Source organism: Leifsonia shinshuensis, from assembly GCF_031456835.1.
GTDB lineage: Bacteria > Actinomycetota > Actinomycetes > Actinomycetales > Microbacteriaceae > Leifsonia > Leifsonia shinshuensis_C.
In genome coordinates this window covers 735,042-756,315 of record NZ_JAVDVK010000001.1, presented here as the reverse complement: position 1 = coordinate 756,315, position 21,274 = coordinate 735,042, and the positions used below count along the sequence as shown (strand labels likewise).

18 protein-coding genes are annotated in these 21,274 nt (G+C 70.7%); 6 read left to right on the top strand and 12 right to left on the bottom strand.

Annotated features, from left to right (window positions below; genetic code table 11):
* Window positions 1–74 precede the first annotated feature (74 nt).
* The 3 genes from J2W45_RS03725 to J2W45_RS03715 all read right to left on the bottom strand — a co-directional run bounded on the left by J2W45_RS03725 (window position 75) and on the right by J2W45_RS03715 (window position 4,522).
* A complete protein-coding gene (locus tag J2W45_RS03725; protein ID WP_310134897.1) occupies window positions 75–1,397 on the bottom strand; it encodes a M50 family metallopeptidase in 1,323 nt (440 codons plus the stop codon).
* 666 nt (window positions 1,398–2,063) lie between these two features.
* Window positions 2,064–3,146, bottom strand: coding sequence for a 1-deoxy-D-xylulose-5-phosphate reductoisomerase (locus J2W45_RS03720; RefSeq protein ID WP_310129106.1), 1,083 nt, complete (start codon window positions 3,144–3,146; stop codon window positions 2,064–2,066).
* A gap of 38 nt (window positions 3,147–3,184) precedes the next feature.
* On the bottom strand, window positions 3,185–4,522 hold the full coding sequence (locus J2W45_RS03715) for an aminotransferase class III-fold pyridoxal phosphate-dependent enzyme (protein WP_310129105.1): 1,338 nt from the start codon (window positions 4,520–4,522) through the stop codon (window positions 3,185–3,187).
* Between the two features lie 83 nt (window positions 4,523–4,605).
* On the opposite strand from J2W45_RS03715, the gene J2W45_RS03710 reads away from it, so the two are divergent.
* Genes J2W45_RS03710 through J2W45_RS03700 form a run of 3 tightly spaced genes read left to right on the top strand, consistent with a single transcriptional unit; the run spans window position 4,606 to window position 7,268 of the window.
* Window positions 4,606–5,586, top strand: a complete 981-nt coding sequence (locus tag J2W45_RS03710; protein WP_310129104.1) for an FKBP-type peptidyl-prolyl cis-trans isomerase — start codon at window positions 4,606–4,608, stop codon at window positions 5,584–5,586.
* Between the two features lie 10 nt (window positions 5,587–5,596).
* A complete protein-coding gene (locus J2W45_RS03705; RefSeq protein WP_310129103.1) occupies window positions 5,597–6,451 on the top strand; it encodes a hypothetical protein in 855 nt (284 codons plus the stop codon).
* 58 nt (window positions 6,452–6,509) lie between these two features.
* Window positions 6,510–7,268, top strand: a complete 759-nt coding sequence (locus tag J2W45_RS03700) for a lysophospholipid acyltransferase family protein (RefSeq protein WP_310129102.1) — start codon at window positions 6,510–6,512, stop codon at window positions 7,266–7,268.
* A 23-nt stretch (window positions 7,269–7,291) separates the two neighbouring features.
* Here the strand turns inward: J2W45_RS03700 and J2W45_RS03695 are convergent, their stop codons facing one another.
* Entirely contained in the window at window positions 7,292–7,765 is a 474-nt protein-coding gene (locus J2W45_RS03695) for an OsmC family protein (RefSeq protein WP_310129101.1), read from the bottom strand.
* A 37-nt stretch (window positions 7,766–7,802) separates the two neighbouring features.
* Here J2W45_RS03695 and gabT point away from each other — a divergent pair, with 37 nt between their 5' ends.
* Together gabT and J2W45_RS03685 are read left to right on the top strand one after the other, a co-directional pair.
* On the top strand, window positions 7,803–9,164 hold the full coding sequence (gene gabT, locus J2W45_RS03690; RefSeq protein ID WP_310129100.1) for a 4-aminobutyrate--2-oxoglutarate transaminase: 1,362 nt from the start codon (window positions 7,803–7,805) through the stop codon (window positions 9,162–9,164).
* Window positions 9,161–10,174: an asparaginase gene (locus tag J2W45_RS03685; protein ID WP_310129099.1), complete on the top strand. Its 1,014-nt coding sequence runs from the start codon at window positions 9,161–9,163 to the stop codon at window positions 10,172–10,174. The genes gabT and J2W45_RS03685 overlap by 4 nt, the downstream gene beginning before the upstream one ends.
* 106 nt (window positions 10,175–10,280) lie before the next feature.
* On the opposite strand, the gene J2W45_RS03680 is transcribed toward J2W45_RS03685, so the two are convergent.
* The 4 genes from J2W45_RS03680 to J2W45_RS03665 are packed head-to-tail and all read right to left on the bottom strand — an operon-like array spanning window position 10,281 to window position 14,462.
* Entirely contained in the window at window positions 10,281–11,132 is an 852-nt protein-coding gene (locus J2W45_RS03680; RefSeq protein WP_310129097.1) for an ABC transporter permease, read from the bottom strand.
* On the bottom strand, window positions 11,129–12,049 hold the full coding sequence (locus J2W45_RS03675) for an ABC transporter permease (RefSeq protein WP_310129096.1): 921 nt from the start codon (window positions 12,047–12,049) through the stop codon (window positions 11,129–11,131). Before J2W45_RS03675 ends, J2W45_RS03680 begins: the two co-directional genes overlap by 4 nt.
* Complete coding sequence (locus tag J2W45_RS03670) at window positions 12,049–13,248, bottom strand: ABC transporter ATP-binding protein (protein WP_310129095.1); 1,200 nt, start codon at window positions 13,246–13,248, stop codon at window positions 12,049–12,051. Before J2W45_RS03670 ends, J2W45_RS03675 begins: the two co-directional genes overlap by 1 nt.
* A complete protein-coding gene (locus tag J2W45_RS03665; RefSeq protein WP_310129094.1) occupies window positions 13,248–14,462 on the bottom strand; it encodes an ABC transporter substrate-binding protein in 1,215 nt (404 codons plus the stop codon). The genes J2W45_RS03670 and J2W45_RS03665 overlap by 1 nt, the downstream gene beginning before the upstream one ends.
* Window positions 14,463–14,843: 381 nt before the next feature.
* Between J2W45_RS03665 and ald the strand changes: the two genes are divergently transcribed.
* Window positions 14,844–15,959: an alanine dehydrogenase gene (gene ald / locus J2W45_RS03660; RefSeq protein ID WP_310129092.1), complete on the top strand. Its 1,116-nt coding sequence runs from the start codon at window positions 14,844–14,846 to the stop codon at window positions 15,957–15,959.
* A 35-nt stretch (window positions 15,960–15,994) separates the two neighbouring features.
* On the opposite strand, the gene J2W45_RS03655 is transcribed toward ald, so the two are convergent.
* From J2W45_RS03655 to J2W45_RS03640, 4 genes are read right to left on the bottom strand one after another with little or no spacing between them, the layout of a single operon-like run.
* A complete protein-coding gene (locus J2W45_RS03655) occupies window positions 15,995–16,603 on the bottom strand; it encodes a zinc-ribbon domain-containing protein (protein ID WP_310129091.1) in 609 nt (202 codons plus the stop codon).
* On the bottom strand, window positions 16,600–18,909 hold the full coding sequence (locus J2W45_RS03650; protein ID WP_310129090.1) for a transglutaminase TgpA family protein: 2,310 nt from the start codon (window positions 18,907–18,909) through the stop codon (window positions 16,600–16,602). Before J2W45_RS03650 ends, J2W45_RS03655 begins: the two co-directional genes overlap by 4 nt.
* Window positions 18,909–20,249 (bottom strand): DUF58 domain-containing protein, encoded by a 1,341-nt coding sequence (locus J2W45_RS03645; protein ID WP_310129089.1) that lies wholly within the window; start codon window positions 20,247–20,249, stop codon window positions 18,909–18,911. Before J2W45_RS03645 ends, J2W45_RS03650 begins: the two co-directional genes overlap by 1 nt.
* The gene (locus tag J2W45_RS03640; RefSeq protein WP_310129088.1) at window positions 20,246–21,217 is read right to left on the bottom strand and encodes an AAA family ATPase; all 972 of its coding nucleotides are present in this window, start codon (window positions 21,215–21,217) and stop codon (window positions 20,246–20,248) included. The genes J2W45_RS03645 and J2W45_RS03640 overlap by 4 nt, the downstream gene beginning before the upstream one ends.
* Window positions 21,218–21,274 lie beyond the last annotated feature (57 nt).

The following is a 21,274-nucleotide window of genomic DNA, read 5'->3' as shown; positions in this document are numbered from 1 at the left end:
CTGCCACGTCCCCAATCCTACGCGGCTGCGTGGGAGTCGGCTGGGCACCCGGTGCGCGCGACCCGTGCGCCCGGTCAGCCGAAGAGGTTGACCGGCTTGACGATGTCGGCGTACATCAGCAGGACGCTCATCCCGCCCAGCACGATCACCACGGCGAAGGTCAGCGGCATCAGCTTGGCCATGTCGACCGGGCCCGGGTCGCGGCGGCGGAACAGCTTCGCGAACGTGCGCCGCAGTCCCTCCCACAGGGCGCCGGCGATGTGGCCGCCGTCGAGCGGGAGCAGCGGCACCAGGTTGAACACGAACAGCGCGATGTTCAGCGAGGCGAGCATCCCGATCATCGTGTAGACCTTGTCCACCACCGGGACGCCGTCGAGCGCGGTGAGCTCCCCCGCCGCGCGGCCGATGCCGACGACGCTGATCGGGCCGTTCGGGTCGCGCGGCGCCGAGCCGAAGGCGGCGTTCCAGACGTCGACCATGCGCTGCGGCAGGTGGGCGAAGACGTTGACGACGGCCCCCGTCTGCGCGCCCACCGCCGGGAGCACCGCGGTGATGGGCTGCGGGACGAGCTTGGCGACCGGGCCGATGCCGACGAACCCGACCGTCAGCGTCTCGATGCCGCCGGCCGCGTTCTTGACGACCGCGCCGTTCGCGTCGGTCTTGGCGACCTTGTTCACGACGGGCGTGACCTGCACGGTCCGCTGCTCGCCGTCGCGGCTGAGCACCACCGTGAGCGTCTGACCGGCCGACTTCCGGATGATCGCGGTGGACTGGTCCCAGCTGGTGATCCGGGTGCCGTCGATGCTCACGATCGTGTCGCCGGGCTTCAGCCCAGCGGCGGCGGCCGGCCCCTGGGTCGCGTCGGCCGGGCACGCCTTCGCGGTGCTCCCGGCGGGCAGCACGCACTGGCTGACCGTCGCGACGGTCGTGGAGCTCTGCGGCGCGCCGAAGCCCATCAGGAGCACGCCGAACAGCAGCACGCCGATCAGGAGGTTCATGAACGGGCCGCCGAACATGATGACGATGCGCTTCCAGACGGGGAGGCGGTAGAAGGTGCGCTCCTCCTCGCCGACGGCGACCGTCTCGGAGCTCGCGACGCGCGCATCCTGCACCATCTGCTGCATGAACCCGGTGGTCGCGTTGCGCCCGCGGCCGCCGTCCTTGCCCGGGGGGAACATCCCGATCATCGAGATGTAGCCGCCGAGCGGGATGGCCTTCACGCCGTACTCGGTCTCGCCGCGCCGGAACGAGAACAGCGTCTTGCCGAAGCCGATCATGTACTGGGTCACCTTGACGCCGAACAGCTTGGCGGGGACCAGGTGCCCGATCTCGTGCAGCGCGATCGACAGAGCGACGCCGATCAGGATGATGACGACGCCGAGGACGAACAGGAGCACGGAATCCACGGCTTCAGGCTAGCGGCGTACGCCTTGGAGCTGGCCGCGAAGCCGCCCGGTGCGCGCTATGCCGCGGCTGGGAAGTTGGGAGACGCCGGAGTGCGGCGACCCGCGCCTCGCGCTCCCGTCCCGCGTCCCGCGTTCCGCGTCCGCGTCCCGCGTCCTATCGTCGGAGATCTGCGCGCGACCGTCGGAGATTCAGCGCGAATCCTTCCGGATCTCCCTCCAGAGAGCGCTGTGTCGGAGATTTGGACACCTTTCTCCGACGATCGGCCGGTGGGGAAAGGTCGAGGCGGCCGACAGCCGGCGTCCGGGCATGCGCAGGCTGCACCCTCCGTCCGGTCCCCTATCGTCGGAGATCTGCGCGCGACCGTCGGAGATTCAGCGCAAATCCCTCCGGATCTCCCTCCAGAGAGCGCCGTGTCGGAGATTTGGACACCTTTCTCCGACGATCGGCCGGTGGGGAAAGGTCGAGGCGGCCGACGGCCGGCGTCCGGGCGTGCGCAGGCTGCACCCTCCGTCCGGTCCCCTATCGTCGGAGATCTGCGCGCGACCGTCGGAAATTCAGCGCAAATCCCTCCGGATCTCCCTCCAGAGAGCGCTGTGTCGGAGATTTGGACACCTTTCTCCGACGATCGGCCGGCGCGTCTGGCGCGGCGCCCGCGCTCAGCGGGCCGCGATGAGCGCGTCGGCCTTCGCGCGCGCCCAGCGCTCCGACTCGGCGAGCGACTCGCGGGTGAGCTCCCCCGCCGGCACGTGGGCGTCGACGACCCGCTCCACCGTCCCGACGATGTCGAGGTAGCCGATCGCCCCGGCGTGGAAGGCCGCGACCGCCTGCTCGTTGGCGGCGTTGAAGACGGCCGGGTAGGTGCCCGCGGCCATCCCGACGCGCTTCGCCAGGGCGACCGCGGGGAACGCCTCGTCGTCGAGCGGCTCGAAGGTCCAGGTGTGGGACGCGGTCCAGTCCAGCGGCACGCCGACGTCGGGGACGCGGTCCGGCCAGCCGAGGCCGAGCGAGATCGGCAGGCGCATGTCCGGAGGGGACGCCTGCGCGATGGTCGAGCCGTCCACGAACTCCACCATCGAGTGGATGACGGATTGCGGGTGCACGGTGACGTCGATCCGGTCATACGGCACGTCGAAGAGCAGGTGCGCCTCGATCACCTCGAGGCCCTTGTTCACGAGGGTCGAGGAGTTGGTGGTCACCACGAGCCCCATGTCCCAGGTGGGATGCGCGAGCGCCTGCTGCGGGGTGACGTCGCGCAGCGACTCGCGGGAGCGACCGCGGAACGGGCCGCCCGACGCCGTCAGCACGAGGCGCCGGACCTCCCCGGCGGACCCCGCGCGGAGCGCCTGCGCGATGGCCGAGTGCTCGGAGTCGACCGGCACGAGCTGACCCGGCGCCGCGGCGCGCTTCACCAGCCCGCCGCCGACGATCAGCGACTCCTTGTTCGCCAGCGCCAGCATCGCCCCCGTCTCGAGCGCGGCGAGCGTCGGACCGAGGCCCACGGAGCCGGTGATGCCGTTGAGGACGACATCCGCCTCCACCGACCGCACCAGCAGCTCGGAGTCGGCCGCGCCCAGCGCCGTGTCGACCACGCCGAAGCGCTCCGCCTGCGCGGCCAGCTCGTCGGCGCTCCGCCCGGCGCTCAGGCCGACGACGCGGAAGCGGTCCGGGTTCGCCGCGATGACGTCGAGCGCCTGCGTCCCGATGGAACCGGTGGACCCGAGGATGATGACTCTGCGCACGAGGCCATCGTACGAGAGCCGTCGCCCGCCGGGGCTGCTCAGCCCAGGCGGCCGAGCGCCTCCTCCAGCACCGTCGCCGCGTCGTCGATCAGCTCCTCGCTGATGACGACCGACGGCAGGAGCCGCAGGACGCTGTCCCAGCTGCCCGCGTCGAGCGGGATGACGCCGTTGCGGGTGGCGTGCGCCAGCACATCCTTGAGCGCCTCCGGGTTCGGGGTCTTCGTCCCGGGCTTCACCAGCTCCACGCCGAACATCGCGCCCTTGCCGCGCACCTCGCCGACCACGGGGAAGCGGTCCGCCCAGTCGCCGATGCGCGCCCACAGCGCCTTCTCCACGCGCCGGGCCTCGGCGAGCAGGTCCTCGTCCTCGAACGCCTGGAACACCGCGAGGGCCGCCGCCGTCGAGACCGGGTTGCCGCCGAACGTGCCGCCGATGCCGCCGGGCTGGACCGCATCCATGATCTCGGCGCGGCCGGTCACCGCCGCGAGCGGGAAGCCGCCGGCGATGCCCTTCGCGCTCGTGACGAGGTCCGGGACGACGCCGTGGTGCTCGATGGAGTACCACGTGCCGGTGCGGCCGATGCCCGCCTGGATCTCGTCGGCGACGAACACGATGCCGTTCTCGGCGCAGAACTCGGAGAGCCGGGCGAAATAGCCGGGCGCCGGGATGATGATGCCGCCGTCGCCCTGGATCGGCTCCACGAAGAGGGCGGCGAGCTCGGTCGCCCCGATGTGCGTGCGGATGTAGTCGATGGTCCGCTCGGCAGCCTCCTCGCCCGTCATCCCCTCCGGGTCGCGGAACGGGTAGCTGATCGGCAGGCTGTAGATCTCGCCGGGGAACGGTCCCATGCCGGCGCGCTCCGGCCAGGGGCGGTACGTCATCGCCATGGTCAGGTTCGTCCGGCCGTGGAAGGCGTGGTCGAGCGTCGCGATCGCGCGGCGGCCGGTGAACTTGCGGGCGATCTTCACCGCGTTCTCCACGGCCTCCGCACCCGAGTTGACCAGGATGCTGTGCTTCTCGAAGTCGCCGGGCGTGATCTCGGCGAGCTTCTCGGCGACCGCGACGTAGTTCTCGTACGGCGTCACGGTGAAGAGCGTGTGCGTGAGCTTCGACGCCTGCTCGGCGGCGGCCGCCGCAACGGCCGGGTGCGCGTGGCCGATCGTGGTGACGCCGATGCCGCATCCCAGGTCGATCAGGCGGTTGCCGTCCACATCCACCAGGATCGCGCCAGAGCCGGAATCCATGTAGATGTTGGCCAGCGTGCCCGCGCCCCGGCTGACCGACGCGACCCGCCGCTGCTGCAGCTCGACCGAGCGCGGGCCGGGCAGCTCGGTGACCAGGTGACGGGACTGGGGCACGGTGAATTCGCGGGTCATGGATCCATCGTAGGCGGCGCATCCAGCCGACCCATTCCCGCCGCTCAGGTTCGGCCGAGGCTGATAGGGCAGGATGGACGACCGTGCGTACCTCTCTCAAGGCCCTGACCGCGACCGCGTCGGCCGCCCTCCTCGTCGCCGGACTCGCGGGCTGCAGCTCCGCCGCTCCCGCCGCCACGTCGACCCCCGCCGCGAACGCGTGCCAGAACGTCAAGTCGGGCACGGCGTCGAAGTCGGTGAAGGTGACCGGCGACTACCGCGCGACCCCCAAGGTCACGTTCGACGCGCCGCTCAAGACCACCGACGTGGAGCGCACCGTCGTCATCACGGGTCACGGGGCCGAGGCGAAGGGCGGCTCCAGCGTCGACATCGCGCTGGCCGCCTACAACGGGACGACGGGCAAGGAGCTGACGGCGCCGCAGGGCTTCGACGGTTCCGCCGCTGCCACCATCCAGGTGAACGACAAGGCGTACGTGCCCGGCCTCGTCCGCGCGGTGGAATGCCTGCCGACCGGGTCGCGCGTCGTGCTCACGGCACCGGCCAAGGACGCCTTCGGCAACCAGGACCTCTCGCAGCTGGGCCTCACCACCAAGGACAGCGTCGTCTTCGTCGCGGACGTGGTCTCGCTGACCCCGACGCGCGCCGACGGCACGCCGGTCGCCCCGACCGCCGGATTCCCGACCGTGAAGCTCAACACCAAGACGGGCGAGCCGGCCATCACCATCCCGAAGGCCGACCCGCCGACGGAGACCAAGATCGCGCTGCTCAAGCAGGGCGACGGCGAGACGGTGCAGCCGGGCGACACGGTGACGGTGCAGTACAAGGGCGTCCTGTGGCGGAACGGCGAGATGTTCGACTCCAGCTGGAGCCGCGGCGCGCCCGCCTCCTTCCAGACCACCGGCGTCGTCGCAGGATTCAAGAAGGCGCTCGAAGGCCAGAAGGTCGGCTCGCAGGTGATCGCGATCGTCCCGCCCGCCGACGGGTACGGCTCGGCGGGCTCCGGAGAGATCAAGGCCACCGACACCATGGTGTTCGTGATCGACATCCTGAAGACCACGCGCTGAGGCCCGACCGGTGCGGCTCCCCCGCCTGCGGCTGATCGCCGCCGCGTCCGCCGCGGCGGCGGCGCTCGCGCTGGTGCCCGCGGCGGCCGTTGCGGAACCCCCGGCGCCGTTCTATCCGGGCTACATCATCAGCGATGACAGCTTCTTCAACCCGGATGCGATGACCGCGGCCCAGATCCAGGACTTCCTGGAGCAGCGCTCGTGCCATCCGAAGGACGACTCCCCCTGTCTGTCCGACTTCCGGATGGACGTGCCCGCTCAGCCGGCCTCCGCCGAGCGGTGCACGGCGATCGCGCCGAAGCGCAACGAGCGCGCGAGCAGCATCATCGCGCGAGTCGCCCACGCCTGCACGGTCAGCCCGCGCGTGCTGCTCGTGCTTCTGCAAAAGGAGCAGTCGCTGCTGACGACGCCCAGCGCCTCCGGCTACCAGCGGGCCACCGGGTACGCGTGCCCCGACACGGCCGCCTGCGACACCCGCTACTTCGGGTTCTTCAACCAGGTGTACCGGGCGGCGTGGCAGTTCCGCGAGTACACCGTGCACCCCCGCGACTGGCGGTACAAGATCGGCGGCAACACTATCCAGTACCACCCGGATGCGGCCTGCGGCGCGAGCACGGTGACGATCCTCAACCAGGCGACCGCGAACCTGTACAACTACACGCCCTACCAGCCGAACGGCGAGACGCTGAAGGCGCCGAAGGGTCCCGGCGGGGCGTGCTCCGCCTACGGCAACCTCAACTTCTCGCGGCTCTACAGCGCCTGGTTCGGCTCGCCGCTCGCGGTCCGCTACACCGGGTTCGTCGACGGCTGCCTCGTCTACCGGGGCGGATTCGGCTGCACGCTCGGCACACCGCTGGAGCCGTGACGCGCCGGACCGGCGCGCATGCCGCCTCCGGCATACGTCCGCGCCTACCCTCGAAGGGATGAGCATCGACGAACCCGACGATGGCGTCGCCGAGGTGAAGAGGCCCGGCGCGCTGTACTTCGCCGGCCGCATCCTCATGGCGCCGCTGCTGAAGCTGGTCTACCGGCCGCGCGTGATCGGCAAGCGCAACGTCCCGAAGCACGGCGCGGTCATCCTCGCCAGCAACCACCTGTCGTTCATCGACTCGGTGGTGATCCCGATGACGGCTCCGCGGCGCGTGCAGTTCCTCGCGAAGTCGAGCTACTTCGAGGGCACCGGTGTGAAGGGACGCGTCTCGCGCGCGTTCTTCACGGCGATCGGCGCGGTCGGCGTCAAGCGGGGCGCCGGGGCCGCGGCGCAGGAGGCGCTCGACCAGGCCAAGCGCATCATCGACACCGGGGCGGCCTTCGCCATCTACCCCGAGGGGACCCGGTCGCTCGACGGGCGCCTCTACCGCGGTCGCACGGGCATCGGCTGGCTCGCGCTGACCACCGGCGCCGTCGTGGTCCCGGTCGGGTTGATCGGCACGGACCAGATGCAGCCCGTGGGCGCGCGCATCCCGAAGATCCACCGCATCACAGTGAGTTTCGGGCAGCCGATCGACGTGTCGACCTTCGGTCCGGCGGAGTCGGGACGCGCACGGCGCCAGGCGACGGACGCCATCATGGCGGCCATCCACGGGCTCACCGGCCAGGAGCTCGCCGGCGTCTACAACGAGGCGCCGCCCGCCAACACCGTCGAGCGCGTCAAGCGCGCCCTCCGCCCCGAGCGCCTCTGAGTCGTCGCGCCCTGCGCCCTCGGTCAGGCGAGGGTGAGGAGCTCCGGGGCGTGGTGGACGGGGAAGTTCACGCTCGCCGCGATGAAGCACTTGCGCGAGGCGGGCGCGTGCAGCGACGCGGCCAGCTCGGCCTGCGCCGGGTCGGCGACCGTGACCCGCGGCCGCAGCGTGACCTCGGTGAAGTGTCCGCCGCCGTCGCCCGTCTGCACCATGGTGCCCGTGGCCGCATCCGTGTAGCCGACCACGACGACGCCAGCCCCGGCCGCCTCCGCGAGGTAGCTGAGCATGTGGCACTGCGAGAGCGCCGCGAGCAGCAGCTCCTCGGGGTTCCAGCGGTCGCGGTCGCCGAAGAACACCCGGTCCGCCGAGCCCTCGATCGAGTGCTTCCCCTCGGTGCTCACCACGTGGTCGCGGCCGTAGTCCCTGTAGCCGCTGGTGCCCGTCCCCCGGTTGCCGGTCCACTGCAGGTCGATCGCGTACGAGTGCTCGAGCTTCATGCTCCGATTCTCGCACCGCGGCTAGACTCGGATAACCATGACTGACACCGTGAGCACCCCCGCGCCCGTCTACTCCGTTCCACAAGAACGCCGCATCGTGACCGCCATCCCCGGCCCCAAGTCGCAGGAGCTGCACGAGCGCCGGCTGGCCGTCGTGCCGACCGGCGTCTCCTCTGCGCTGCCCGTGTACATCGCCCGGGCCAACGGCGCGATCCTGGTGGATGTGGACGGCAACCAGTTCATCGACTTCGGCGCCGGCATCGGCGTCACCACGGTGGGCCACACCGAGACCGCGGTCGTCGAGGCCGCCGCCGGGCAGCTGCAGGACGTCATCCACACGCTCTTCACCATCACCCCGTACGAGGAGTACGTGCGCGTCGCCGAGCTGCTCGCCGCCCACACCCCCGGCGACCACGCCAAGAAGACCGTGCTCGTCAACTCGGGCGCCGAGGCCGTCGAGAACGGCGTGAAGATCGCCCGCAAATACACGGGCCGCCGCGCGGTCGCCGTGCTCGACCACGCGTACCACGGCCGCACGAACCTGACGATGGCCATGAACTACAAGGCCATGCCGTACGCGACCGGCTTCGGACCGTTCGCCGGCGACGTCTACCACGCGCCGAACTCCTACCCGTACCGCGACGGGCTGAGCGGCGCCGAGGCGGCCGCCCGGACGATCGCGTACCTCGAGAAGGTCGTCGGCGCCTCCGACCTGGCCTGCCTCGCCGCCGAGCCGATCCAGGGCGAGGGCGGCTTCATCGTCCCGGCCGAGGGCTACCTGGCCGCGCTGCAGGAGTGGTGCACGGCCAACGGCGTCGTGTTCATCGCCGACGAGATCCAGAGCGGGATGGCGCGCACCGGCGCGTACTACGCCAGCGAGCACTTCGGGGTCGTCCCGGACCTCGTGCTGAGCGCCAAGGGCATCGCCGGCGGCCTGCCGCTCGCGGCCGTCACGGGACGCGCCGAGATCATGGACTCGGCGCAGCCCGGCGGCCTCGGCGGCACGTTCGGCGGCAACCCGGTCGCCGCGGCGGCCGCGATCGCGGTGTTCGAGACAATCGAGCGCAACGACCTCCTCGCCGAGGGGCAGCGCATCGAGAAGGCGCTGAAGCCGGCCCTCGAGGCCCTCCAGCAGAAGCACGACATCATCGGCGAGGTCCGCGGGATCGGCGCCATGATCGCGATCGAGCTGGTCAAGCCGGGCACCGCCCAGACCACCAAGGAGCCGAACCCCGAGGCGGTCAACGCGATCGTCGCGGCGGCGGCGCAGCAGGGCATCCTGTTCCTGAACGCCGGCACGTGGGGCAACGTCCTGCGCTTCCTGCCCAGCCTGGCCGTCTCGGACGAGCTGATCGCCGACGCCGTCTCGGTGATCGACGACGCCATCTCGGCCCTGTGAGCCCCGAGGTCTCCGTGGGCGCCGAGGTGTTCTCCGTCGACGAGTCCGTCGAGCTGGCCGTGGTGGAGCGCAGCGGCTTCGTGGAGTCCCGGCACGCCGGCTCCGCGGTGGTGCTCGGTCCCGACGGCACGATCGTGCGCACCCTCGGCGCGCCGGACCGGCCGGTGTTCCCGCGGTCGAGCATGAAGCCGTTCCAGGCGGTCGCCGTGATGGGCGCCGGTGTGCCGCTGGAAGGCGCGAACGCGGTCCTTGCGACCGCGAGCCATGCCGGAACGCCCGCGCACCTCTCCGTCGTGCGGAGTCTGCTCGCGCAGGCCCAGCTCACCGAGGACGCGCTGCACTGCCCGGCCGACTGGCCCCTCGACACGGCGGCGCGCGACGAGCTGGTGCGGGCCGGGGAGCACAAGCACCCCGTGTTCATGAACTGCTCGGGCAAGCACGCCGCCATGCTGTTGGCCTGCCGGGTGAACGGCTGGCCGACCGAGAGCTACCTGGACCCGCAGCATCCCGTGCAGCAGCACATCCGCGACACGATCGAGCGCCTCACCGGGGAGAAGGTCGTCGCGACCGGCGTCGATGGATGCGGTGCTCCCGTGCACGCGATGTCGCTGATCGCGCTCGCCCGCGGCATCCAGCGCATCGCCACCGCGTCGGACGGCTCGCCGTTCGCGCTGTTCCGCAACGCGGCGCTGCTCAAGAACGCGGTGCTCGCCGACGGCTGGGCGATCGACGGCCCGGGACGCGCGAACACCGTCGTGATCGACGAGCTCGGCGTCTTCGCCAAGGGCGGGGCCGAGGGCGTGATGGTCATGGCCGCCCCCGACGGAACGACGGTGACGCTCAAGGTGCTCGACGGCAGCCTGCGCGCCGCCTCGATCGTCGCACTGCGGCTGCTGGCGGACGCCGGAGCGCTCAGCCACGAGGACGTCGACCGCGTCGCCCCGAAGCTCGACCTCGCGGTGCTCGGCCGCGGCGAGCCCGTCGGCGCCATCCGCGCCTCCTACGCCTGACCCCTCCCCCGAGCCCTCCCCTCGTCGAGTACACGAAAAGTGCACGCTTTCTCACCGAGAAGCGTGCACTTTTCGTGTACTCGACGGAGGGGGGCGAGCCGCGGGACTACTGGCGGGCGAGGCGGCGGGCGCGGGCGGCGGCGGTGAGCTGCGAGACGAGCACCACGAGGAGCGTCAGGATGAAGACTGCCGAGGCGATCACGTTGGCCTGCGCGGGGATGCCGCGCGACGCCGCGATGTAGATGTACATCGGGAACGTGGTCACCGCGCCGGCGTTGAAGTTCGTGATGATGAAGTCGTCGAAGCTCAGCGAGAACGACAGCAACGCGGCCGACAGGATGCCCGGGAGCAGCAGCGGGAACGTGATCCGCCAGAAGACGGCGTTGGGCGACCCGTAGAGGTCGCGGCCCGCCTCCTCCAGCGCGGGGTCGAGGGAGGCGACGCGCGCCTTCACCGTGACCACGACGAAGCTGATGCAGAACATCACGTGGGCGATGATGATCGTGCCGAAGCCCTTGTTGACGCCGAGGCTCAGGAACTGGGCGGCCAGACCCGCACCGAGCACCACCTCCGGGCTCGCCATCGGCAGGAACAGCAGCAGGCTGGTCTGCGAGCGGAACCGGAACCGGTACCGCATCAGCGCGATGGCGATCATCGTGCCCAGCACGGTCGCGCAGACCGTCGAGATGATGCCGATGATGATGCTCGCCATGAACGCGTCACAGATGCCCGCGGCGTCGCAGACGTTGGTCCAGTTGCGCAGCGTGAATCCGCGCCAGGCGATGTTGTTCTTGATCGCGTCGTTGAACGAGAAGATGAACGTGTAGACGATCGGGATCAGCAGGAACGCGAGGGCGAGGAAGGCGTAGACACCGAGCCCGAGCCCCTTGTACCGCCGCCGGCCGCGCGCGGCGCTGGGCGGCGTCGTCGTGTCGGTGGGCGTCATCATGGTGGTCACAGGAGCTCCTCCGTCCCGCTCCGCCGCACGTAGAACCCGACGATGACGAGGATGACCGCCATCAGGATCACGGACATGGACGCGGCAGCCGGATAGTTCTGCAGCACCAGGAAGTTGCTCTCGATGACGTTGCCCATCATCGAGGTGTCGGCGGCCCCGAGGAAGTCCTGGGAGGCGTTGATGTAGTCGCCGGCGGCGGGGATGAACGTCAGCAGCGTCCCCGACACGATGCCGGGCATCGACAGCGGGACGGTGACCTTGCGGAAGGTCGTCCACGGGCTGGCGTAGAGGTCCTGTCCGGCCTCGAGCAGCCGGGTGTCGAGCCGCTCCAGGGTCGAATACAGCGGCAGGCACATGAACGGGATGAAGTTGTACGTGAGCCCGAAGATCACCGAGAACGGCGTCCCCGTGATGTGCGCATCCGGCGGCAGGATGGACAGGGCCTTCAGCGAGCTGGCGATCCAGCCGTCGTCGCTGAGCAGTGCCTTCCACGCCAGAGTCCGCAGCAGGAAGCTGATGAAGAACGGGGCGATCACCAGCGTCATCAGCAGGTTCTGCACCAGCGGCCGTCCGCGCATCGTCACGCCGATGAAGTACGCGAGCGGGTAGCTGATCAGCAGCGCTGCGGCGGTCGCGATGAGCGCGTAGCCGAACGACCGGATGATCTGCGGCCAGTACTCCGAGAACGAGTCGACGTAGTTCTGCCACTGGAACGCCGTCTGGTACTGCCCGATGTCCCCGTCGACGACGGGCGCCTGGAACGAGGTGATGATCAGGGAGATCAGCGGTGTGAGGAAGAACAGCACGAGGTACAGCACGCCCGGCAGCAGCAGGACCAGCGCGATCCCGCTCTTGCGGCGGACCGCGGGCTCCTGGTCCTGGACAGGGGGCGCCCCGGTGAACGCGGCGAGGGCCATTACGCCTCCTCCAGCTCCGTGAGCATCCGCTCCCGGGCCTGGGCCGCGATCGCCTGGGTGTCGGCGTCGTCGGAGAAGCGCCCATCCGCGGGCGGCTCGTCGGCGAGCACGAAGGTGTGCCCGGCGTCCCAGGCCACCCAGACCTCGGCGCCGAGGCCGGCGATCGGTCCGCTGGCCGTGTTCTGCGCGAACACCACGATGGTGCCGAGACCGGGCACATCCACCAGGTACTGCGTGCTCACACCGCTGAACGACACGTCCGTAACCCGGCCGGGCCCGAGGCGGTTCGCGCCCGACGGGATCGTCTCCGGGGTCTCGTGCAGGGTCAGCTTCTCCGGGCGCACGCCCACGGTGACGAAGCCGCTGGTGCGCTGGGCGCGGGCACGCGGCACCTGGATGCGCTCTCCCCCGACGTCCACGCCGAGCAGCTCGCCCGACGCGTCGCGGACCGGACCGGCGAACAGGTTCGACTGGCCCAGGAAGTTCGCGACGAACACCGTCGACGGCAGCTCGTACAGGATCTCGGGCGAGCCCATCTGCTCGATCCGGCCCTTGTTCATCACCGCGACGGTGTCGGCCATGGTCATGGCCTCCTCCTGATCGTGCGTGACGTGCACGAAGGTGAGGCCGACCTCGGTCTGGATGGACTTCAGCTCCAGCTGCATCTGCCGCCGGAGCTTGAGGTCGAGCGCGCCGAGCGGCTCGTCCAGCAGAAGCAGTGCCGGCCGATTGACGATGGCGCGGGCGAGCGCCACCCGCTGCTGCTGGCCGCCGGAGAGCTGCGCGGGCCGCCGCGCGGCCAGGTGGTCGAGCTCGACCAGCCGCAGCGCCTCGTGCGCCTTGGCGACCGGGTCGCCGATGCGGCGGCGGCGCAGCCCGAACGCGACGTTCTCGAGGATCGTCATGTGCGGGAAGAGCGCATAGCTCTGGAACACCGTGTTGACGGGACGCTGGAACGGCTTGGTGCGCGTCACATCCTCGCCGCCGATCATGATGCGGCCGGCGGTGGGCTCCTCGAGCCCCGCCACCAGGCGCAGGGTGGTGGTCTTGCCGCATCCGCTCGGCCCCAGCAGGGCGAAGAACGAGCCGGCCGGGATGGTGAGGCTGAGGTCCTCGATGGCGGTGAAGCCCGGGAACCGCTTGGTGATGCCGTCCAGCCGCAGATCGGCGCCGGATTCGGCGAAGACTCCCTTCGGCATCAGGCCCCCAGGATCACTTTCTGGAACGACGCCTGATACTTCTGCTCCTCCGCGGGGCTCAGCGAACGGAAGATCTTGACCTTCGACAGCGTCTCCTCGTCCGGGAAGATGAGCTGGTTGTCCGCGAGCGACGGGTCGATCTTCGTCGCCTCCTCCTTGGCGCCCTCCACCGGGGTGATGTAGTTCACCCAGGCCGCGACCTCGGCGGCGACCTCCGGCTGGTAGTAGTAGTCGATCAGCTTCTCGGCGTTGGCCTTGCGCGTCGAACCGATGGGGATGACGAAGTTGTCGCTCCACAGGGTGCCGCCGGCCTCGGGGATGGCGAACTCCCAGTTGTCGCCGGCCTCGGCGTTCAGCTGGGTGATGTCGCCCGACCAGCAGATCGCGGCGAGGGTGTCGCCGGACTTAAGGTCGTTGAGGTACGAGTTGCCCTTGATGTTGCGGATCTGGCCGTCGTTCACCTCTTTGGTGATCTTGTCGATCGCCTTCTCGTAGTCGGCGTCGCTGAAGTCCTTGGAGATGTCCACGCCCTGCTGCAGCATGATCAGGCCCATGGTGTCGCGCATCTCGCTGAGAACGCCGACCTTGCCCTTGAGCTCCGGCTTCCACAGGTCGTCGACCGACCTCAGGCCGCTGGGCAGCTTCTCCTTGTTCCAGCAGATGCCGGCGAAACCGCTCTGCCACGGGAGGGACTTCTTGCGGCCGGGGTCGAAGTCGACGTCCTGCAGGTTGGCGACGAGGTTCTTCTTGTTCGGGATGGCCGACTCGTCGAAGGGCTGGACGTAGCCGAGGCGGATCCAGCGCGCGATCATCCAGTCCGTCAGGCAGACCGTGTCGGCGCCGATGTCCTTGCCGAGGGCGAGCTGGTCCTTCACCTTGGCGTAGTAGGTGTTGTTGTCGTCGACGGCGACGTCGTATTTGACCTTGATGCCGCTCTGCTTCTCGAACGCCTCCAGCGTGGGGTACTTGCCGGCGTCGTCCTGGTCCAGATAGGCCTGCCAGTTGGCCCAGGTCAGCGTCTTGTCGGAGGCGGACTGGTCCTTGGCGGCGGTCGGCTTGCTGGATGCGCCACCGGTCGAGCACGCGGCGAGGGCGAGGGCGGCGGCGCCGGCTCCCGCACCGGCGAGAAGGCCGCGGCGCGTCAGCTGGGAGGCGCGCGCCGACTGCACGAGCTGGCGGATCATCGGGTCTTGCGGAAGGTTGCTCGGTTTCACTGTGGTGCTCCTCGGGGATCGAACACGGACCACGGGCGACGGCGCTTCGGCGGCACGTCGTCGTGCCGTCGCGGTGGACCGATCCTGACATACAACCGTCGCGATCCGCAGTAAAAAGTGGTCGGATCGTCCATTCGGAAACACAATCTTTACGAAATCCGTGCCGGATCGGTCGAATCGCCCGGGAAACCGCAGACCGGACGTTCTGCCGCGACAGCGGAAGCCCGGACCGGCCGGGCGCACCTGGCGAGTGCGGAAATCGTCTGCCACGGCCGGGTCGGCCCGCGAAATCAGCATCGCGGTGCCGTAATACCTATCGAAATCGTCCGTGAACCCGGCTATGGTGAATGCGAACCCCATGTCGAGTGTCGAAGGAGCCCCATGAAGGTCGCGATCCCCCGCGAGATCAAGAACAACGAGTTCCGGGTGGCGATCACGCCGGCCGGAGTCCACGACCTGGTTGGGGCGGGTCACGAGGTCTTCGTCGAGACCGGCGCGGGCGTCGGCTCCTCCATCCCCGACGAGCTGTACGCCGGAGCCGGAGCGACCATCCTGCCCGACGCCCGGTCGACCTGGGAGGCCGGCGACCTCATCCTGAAGGTGAAGGAGCCGATCGAGAGCGAGTACGGGTACTTCCGCCGCGGCCTCGTCCTCTTCACCTACCTGCACCTCGCCGCGGACGAGGCGCTCACCCGCGCGCTCGTGGACAGCGGTGTCACCGCGATCGCCTACGAGACGGTCCAGCTGCCGACCCGCGCCCTGCCGCTCCTCGCCCCGATGAGCGAGGTCGCCGGACGGCTCGCGCCCATCGTCGGCGCGAACACGATGCTGAAGCCGAACGGCGGCCCCGGCCTGCTGGTGCCGGGCGTCCCCGGCACGCACCCGGCCGTCGTGACCGTGCTCGGCGGCGGCGTCGCCGGCACCAACGCCATCTCCGTCGCGGTCGGACTCGGCGCCGAGGTCACCGTGCTCGACACGAACATCCAGCGCCTCCGCGAGCTCGACGCCCTGTACGCGGGACGGATCAAGACGATCGCGTCGAACAGCTTCGAGATCGACAAGGCCGTCGTCGCCTCCGACCTCGTCATCGGCTCGGTGCTCGTGCCCGGTGCGAAGGCGCCGAAGCTCGTCACCAACGAGATGGTGTCCCGGATGAAGGCGGGCAGCGTGCTCGTCGACATCGCGGTGGACCAGGGCGGCTGCTTCGAGGACTCCCACCCCACCACGCACGCCGACCCCACCTTCACGGTGCACCAGTCGGTGTTCTACTGCGTCGCCAACATGCCGGGTGCGGTCCCCCACACCTCCACCTACGCGCTGACCAATGCGACGCTCCCCTACGCGCGCGCCATCGCCAACCGCGGCTGGCAGGAGGCGCTCCGCGCGGACGCGTCCCTCGCGCTCGGCCTCAACGTGCACGACGGGCGCGTCACGAACGAGGGCGTGGCCTCCGCGCACGGCCTCGAGGCCGTCGCCGTGGCGGACGCCCTGGCGTAGCCGCTGGTCTCAGCGGCGCCGCGCGGCGCCCGCGTTCAGGAGACGTCGAACCACTGGTCGCCGATCTCCACGCGGGTGCCGCGCGTCACGCGGTAGCGGCGGCCCGCCTCGCACTGCCGGGCGACGCCGCCGAGTGGATGCGCGACCGTCCCGTTGCCGGAGTAGCGGTCGCAGATCCACAGCTCGTCGCCCTCGAGCCCGAACTCCACGTGCGTCTTGGAGACGCTGCGCGTCGGGTCGGACAGCACCACGAGCTGATCCACGTGCTCCCCCGGCTGCGTGATCGGGCGGCGCCCGATCAGCCCGGAGCCGGACACCTCGACGACGTCGCCGGTGGAGAAGCTGAGCGTGTAGGAGCGGTGCGCCACCGGGTGGAGCGGCGGCGCCTCCTCCACGGGGATGATCGTCATCGCCTGGGTGGGCGGGAGGCCGTCCTCGTCGAGTTCGAGCTGGTCGGGGAAGCGTCCGGCGATCGCCGGCGCCGGCGGACGCTCGGCGAGGCGGTCGGAGATGATCGACGTGTCGGAGGGACGCTGATCGGCGATCTCCGGCGGGCGCAGCCGCGAGGAGGTCACCGAGCTGCCGCACATCGGGCAGAACAGCGTGCCTTCGGCCAGCTCTGCTCCGCACACGCGACAGTTCATCGGTTCCGTCCCTTCCCGCTTCGTCTTCCACGGTAGCCGAGCGAGCGCAGCGAGACCGCCGCGAGCAGCCGCTTCCAGCGCGTGTCGCGCTTCGCGAGCTGGCCGCGCAGGTCGTCGACCGCCTTCCAGACCGACTCGGCCTCCGCGGGGGTGGGCGCGACCCCGCTGAACGTCGCCCGGTCGGCGACCTTCGCGAGGGCCGCGGCCCGCGATCCTCCGATGGTGCCGGCGAACTCCACCCGGGTCGCCGCGGGCGGCGGGTCGTAGCCGTGATCGACGGCAGCGTCGGCGAACTCGCGCCAGCCGCCGACGATGCGCTCCCGGGCCGTCGGCGCCGACCTCCGCAGGACGCGCCGCCGCCACTTCGCGGCGAGCACCGCCAGGAACGGCGACGCGACGAGCGCCAGCACCAGCAGTGTCCATCCCACCACCACGAGCACCGCGAGCAGGGTCTCGAGCACCGGGTTCGGCTTGGGCTGGTTCGAGGGGTCGACCTGCGCCTGCGGCGGTTCGTCGTTCCGCTGCGGATTGTCGTCGACCGGCGGCTGGACGTTCGTCTGAGGCCGCGAGATCTGCGTGGGCTGCTCCGGCTGCTTCGGCGGCACCGGCCGCAGCGGCGGCGTGGGGTCGACGGTCACCCAGCCCGAGTTGGTCTGCACCTCGATCCAGGCGGAGATGTCCGACCCGGTCAAGGCGACCATCGGAGAGGTCACGTCCTTCGGGGCGACGAACCCCATGACCACCCGGGCCGGGAAGCCGAGCTGCCGGGCCATCAGCGCCGCGGTGACCGCGTACTGCTCCTGGTCGCCGAGCATGGGGACGTCGGTCAGCAGCTCCGTGATGCGGTCCGCACCGTGGCCGGACCGGCTGGCCGGCTCCTTCGGGCCGACGCCGTGACTGATGTAGCCGTCCTGCGCCAGCCCGCGCAGCGCAGCGGCCAGCTTCGGGCCGGCGCCCGAGACGCCCGCCGTGTACTTCTGCAGCACCGACTGCAGCTCGTCCGGGATCACCGACGGGCGCGGAACGGAGTCGGACCCGGGCTGCACCTTCTCGAGCTGGCCGGCGGTCAGCAGGGGCTTCACCACGGACTGCTCCGTGTAGATGTCGCCGGTGCGGAGCGGCGCGGTGACGGCGCCGGTGCCGGTCACGTCGTTGTAGAAGAACGAGTCCGCGAGGCGCCCGGCATCGGCGCCCCGGAACTCCACCTGTTCGAGCTGACCGCTTCCGGGCAGCCACGGACCGCGGTAGGCGTCCACCACCACGGTCGTCGTGGTCCGCTTGCCGTTCGTCGCGCCCTGGTCGAGCCGGTACGGGACGCGGGCGAACGAACCGGACGCGCTGGTGACGTCGCCGCTCCCCACGGAGTAGGTGACTCCGTCGTAGGTGTCCAGGGTCGCGATGCGCAGGCGGCGGTCGGCGGGGAGACCGGCCACCGTGAGCATCGTCTTCTCGGCTTCCGCGGGCTCCAGGTACGACCGGAAGCCACTCAGCGGGCTGGGATAGTGGCGCGGGTCGAAGGGCTGCTCGACGGCGGTCCGGACGACCTCGCGCTCCCCCGGCGGAGGGAGCAGCGCCGCCGCGGCGATGCCGCCCGCGGATGCCGCCACGAGCATGACGGTCGCGCCGGTGGCGGTCAGCAGCGCGGTCGAGCGCCGCTCGCTGCGCGACTCGACCAGCTGGCCGCTCTGCTCGCGCAGCGAGCGGACGGCCGCCGAACGCCGCAGCAGGCGGAAGCGGATGAGCCACGCCAGCAGCACGGCGAACAGGGCGAACAGCAGCAGCAACGGCACCGGTGCGACCGAGGAGCCGAGCAGGATCCCCGCGACGAGCAGCAGCACCGGCGGCAGGGCCGCGAGCTCGGGCCGGGAGGAGCGCAGCGCCGTGGAGACGGTCACCACCGTCGCCAGGAGCGTCAGGAGGAAGGCCGGGACGAGCAGGGCCTGGTACGAGCCGACCGGCACGCTGATGGTGACCAGCTGCTTCCAGCTGAGCCACGTGCCCTGCACCAGGTCCACGAAGCCCGGCAGGGTCGGGAGCAGGCCGCCGGTGGAGCCCTCCGAGGGCACGGCCAGCTGCACGCCGGTGCCGAGGTAGACCAGGACCACCAGCCCCGCGACCGCGATGCTGGGAAGCCGCCACGCCCATCCGACGACGCCGATCGCCGTGCCGAGGAGCAGGGTCGCGACGAGCATGACCACGAAGGCGCTCGACTGGTAGATCGGCCAGAACGCCCAGGCGCCGAGTGCGACCGCGACGAGGGCGAACGCGACGTCGACGAGCGCGCGGAGAGAGCGGCGGGCGGGCATCAGGTGGCCAGCCGTTTCGCGAGGCTGCGCTGCAGGTCCTCCAGGTAGCCGATGGTGAGGACGCTGAGGTCGGCGACGCGGCGCAGCGACGGCACGGCGCCCTCGTCGCACACGATCGCCACCACGTCCACCCCGAGCGGGAAGTGCGCGGCGGCGCCGCGCAGCTGCGCCGCCGTCGGCGTGGAGCCGCAGACGAGGAACGCGATCGAGATGCCGGCCGAGTCCTCCGACGCGACCTGGGCGAGCTCGGCGAGCCGCAGTGCGGAGTCCGCCGTCTCCACCCCGGAGAGGTCGTCGAGCAGGCGGCCGCGGTTGACGGTGCTCAGGCGGCGGGCGCTGAACACCATCCGCTTGGCGAATTCGGGCGTCTCGGCGCTGGCCACCACGGACACAGTGCGCGAGTCGAGCATGGCCCGCACGCCCAGGGAGCCGGTGACGCTCACGGCGAGCTCGAACTCCTCGTCGGTGGCGTAGTCGGCCGCCGAGAGGCTGAGCGCCACGAGCAGGTGGCTGCGCCGCGTCTCCTCGAACTGGCGCACCATGTAGCTGCCGGTCTTCGCCGTGGACTTCCAGTGGATGTACCGGCGCTCGTCGCCGGGGACGTACTCCCGCAGCGCGTGGAAGGCGATGTCGCTCGAGGTCAGGTCGCGCGTCGGCGAGCCCTCCAGGTCGCGGACGAACCCGGTGCTCATGCTCGGGATGGCGATGGTGCGGGGATGCACGAACAGGTCGAGCGAGTCGGCCCACACGACCTCGCGGCGGAGCAGCCCGATCGGGTCCGCGCGGACGGTGCGGACCGGGCCGATCGGCACGATCCCCCGGCGGGTGGTCGGCACGACGAAGACGTCCGAGTGCTCCTCGGACGGCGCGAGCGACGGAGCGGCGAACTCCGCCAGCCCGTGTCCGACCGGCACCTCCACGCGGACGCCCGGCAGCCTCCGCCGCAGCGGATTGCGGACGGCCACCTCGCCGGGCGCACGGTCGCCGACGACCACACGGTTGGCGGGCAGCGACAGCCCGACCTCGTAGGCGGTGCGGCCGATCAGGTAGCCGGAGGCGACCACCAGCAGCACGAGCGCGGTCCACCCGGCGACGACCGCCTCCACCCAGCCCCACACGTACCCGGCGGTGAGCGCGAGCACCGCGAGGACGAGCATGGACCAGCCGAGCGCCGTCACCACAGCGCCGACCCGGCGCGCCACCGCGGCGATCGCACGGCCGGCCGCGGCGGAGTTGCGCACGACCCACACGATCGCGTCGGCGAGGAACCCCTCGCGCTCGCCGACGATCCGGGCGCGCGCGTTGGTCAGCTCGGTCTGCGAACGGGTGACGGTGGTCACACGGCGGCCCGATCGCTCGGCGGCGGGGTCTCGATGAGGAGCTGGCCGATGAGGCTGGACGCGCTGACGCCCTCGAACTCGGCCTCCGGGTCGAGCACCAGGCGGTGCGCGAGCACGGGCTCGGCGAGAGCTTTCACGTCGTCCGGGGTCACGTAGTACCGGCCGGATGCGGCGGCGAGCGTCTTGGAGGCGCGCAGCAGGGCGAGCGCGCCGCGCACGCTGACGCCCAGCCGGATCTCGTCGGCGGTGCGGCTCGCCTCGACCAGGCGGGAGACGTAGTCGTTGATCGTCGGGTCAACGTGGACTCCGCGCGCCATGGTGCCCATCTCGACGACGGTCGCGGCGGAGATCACCTCGGGGACGACGACCTCGTGCGCCTTCCGCTCCGAGCCCTCGAGGATGCGCAGGGTCGCTTCGTGGTCCGGGTAGCCGATCGACGCCTTCATCAGGAAGCGGTCGAGCTGCGCCTCCGGCAGCCGGTACGTGCCCGCCTGCTCGATCGGGTTCTGGGTCGCGATGACCATGAAGGGCGCGCCGACCGAGTGACGGACGCCGTCCACGGTGACCTGCTGCTCCTCCATGACCTCCAGCAGCGCGGACTGGGTCTTCGGGCTGGCGCGGTTGATCTCGTCCGCAAGCACGATGTTGGCGAAGACCGGCCCGCGGTGGAACTCGAAGGCGCCGGTGCGCTGGTCGTAGATGTTCACACCGGTGATGTCGCCGGGCAGGAGGTCCGGGGTGAACTGCACGCGGTTGGTCGTGCCGCGCACGCTCTCGGCGATCGCGCGGGCGAGCGACGTCTTGCCGGTTCCCGGGTAGTCCTCGAGGAGCAGGTGCCCCTCGCTGAACAGTGCCGTGAGCGCCAGGCGGATCACGTGCGTCTTGCCGAGCAGCACGCGGTCGATGTTCGCGACGAGGCGCTCGAACACTCCGGAGAACCAGCCGGCCTGCTCGGGGGTCATCGTCATGCTCCGGCCTCTTTCGGTTCGGGGCGCGGCCGGTCGGGCCGCAGGGGTGGGATGGTG

Bases quoted from the DNA above. Each gene is read 5' to 3' on its own strand.
- J2W45_RS03715 (WP_310129105.1), bottom strand. From the start codon at position 4,522: ATGACCCGCGAATTCACCGTGCCCCAGTCCCGTCACCTGGTCACCGAG.
- J2W45_RS03640 (WP_310129088.1), bottom strand. From the start codon at position 21,217: ATGACGATGACCCCCGAGCAGGCCGGCTGGTTCTCCGGAGTGTTCGAG.
- J2W45_RS03670 (WP_310129095.1), bottom strand. From the start codon at position 13,248: ATGCCGAAGGGAGTCTTCGCCGAATCCGGCGCCGATCTGCGGCTGGAC.
- ald (WP_310129092.1), top strand. From the start codon at position 14,844: ATGAAGGTCGCGATCCCCCGCGAGATCAAGAACAACGAGTTCCGGGTG.
- J2W45_RS03650 (WP_310129090.1), bottom strand. From the start codon at position 18,909: ATGCCCGCCCGCCGCTCTCTCCGCGCGCTCGTCGACGTCGCGTTCGCC.
- J2W45_RS03655 (WP_310129091.1), bottom strand. From the start codon at position 16,603: ATGAACTGTCGCGTGTGCGGAGCAGAGCTGGCCGAAGGCACGCTGTTC.
- J2W45_RS03675 (WP_310129096.1), bottom strand. From the start codon at position 12,049: ATGGCCCTCGCCGCGTTCACCGGGGCGCCCCCTGTCCAGGACCAGGAG.
- gabT (WP_310129100.1), top strand. From the start codon at position 7,803: ATGACTGACACCGTGAGCACCCCCGCGCCCGTCTACTCCGTTCCACAA.
- J2W45_RS03700 (WP_310129102.1), top strand. From the start codon at position 6,510: ATGAGCATCGACGAACCCGACGATGGCGTCGCCGAGGTGAAGAGGCCC.
- J2W45_RS03695 (WP_310129101.1), bottom strand. From the start codon at position 7,765: ATGAAGCTCGAGCACTCGTACGCGATCGACCTGCAGTGGACCGGCAAC.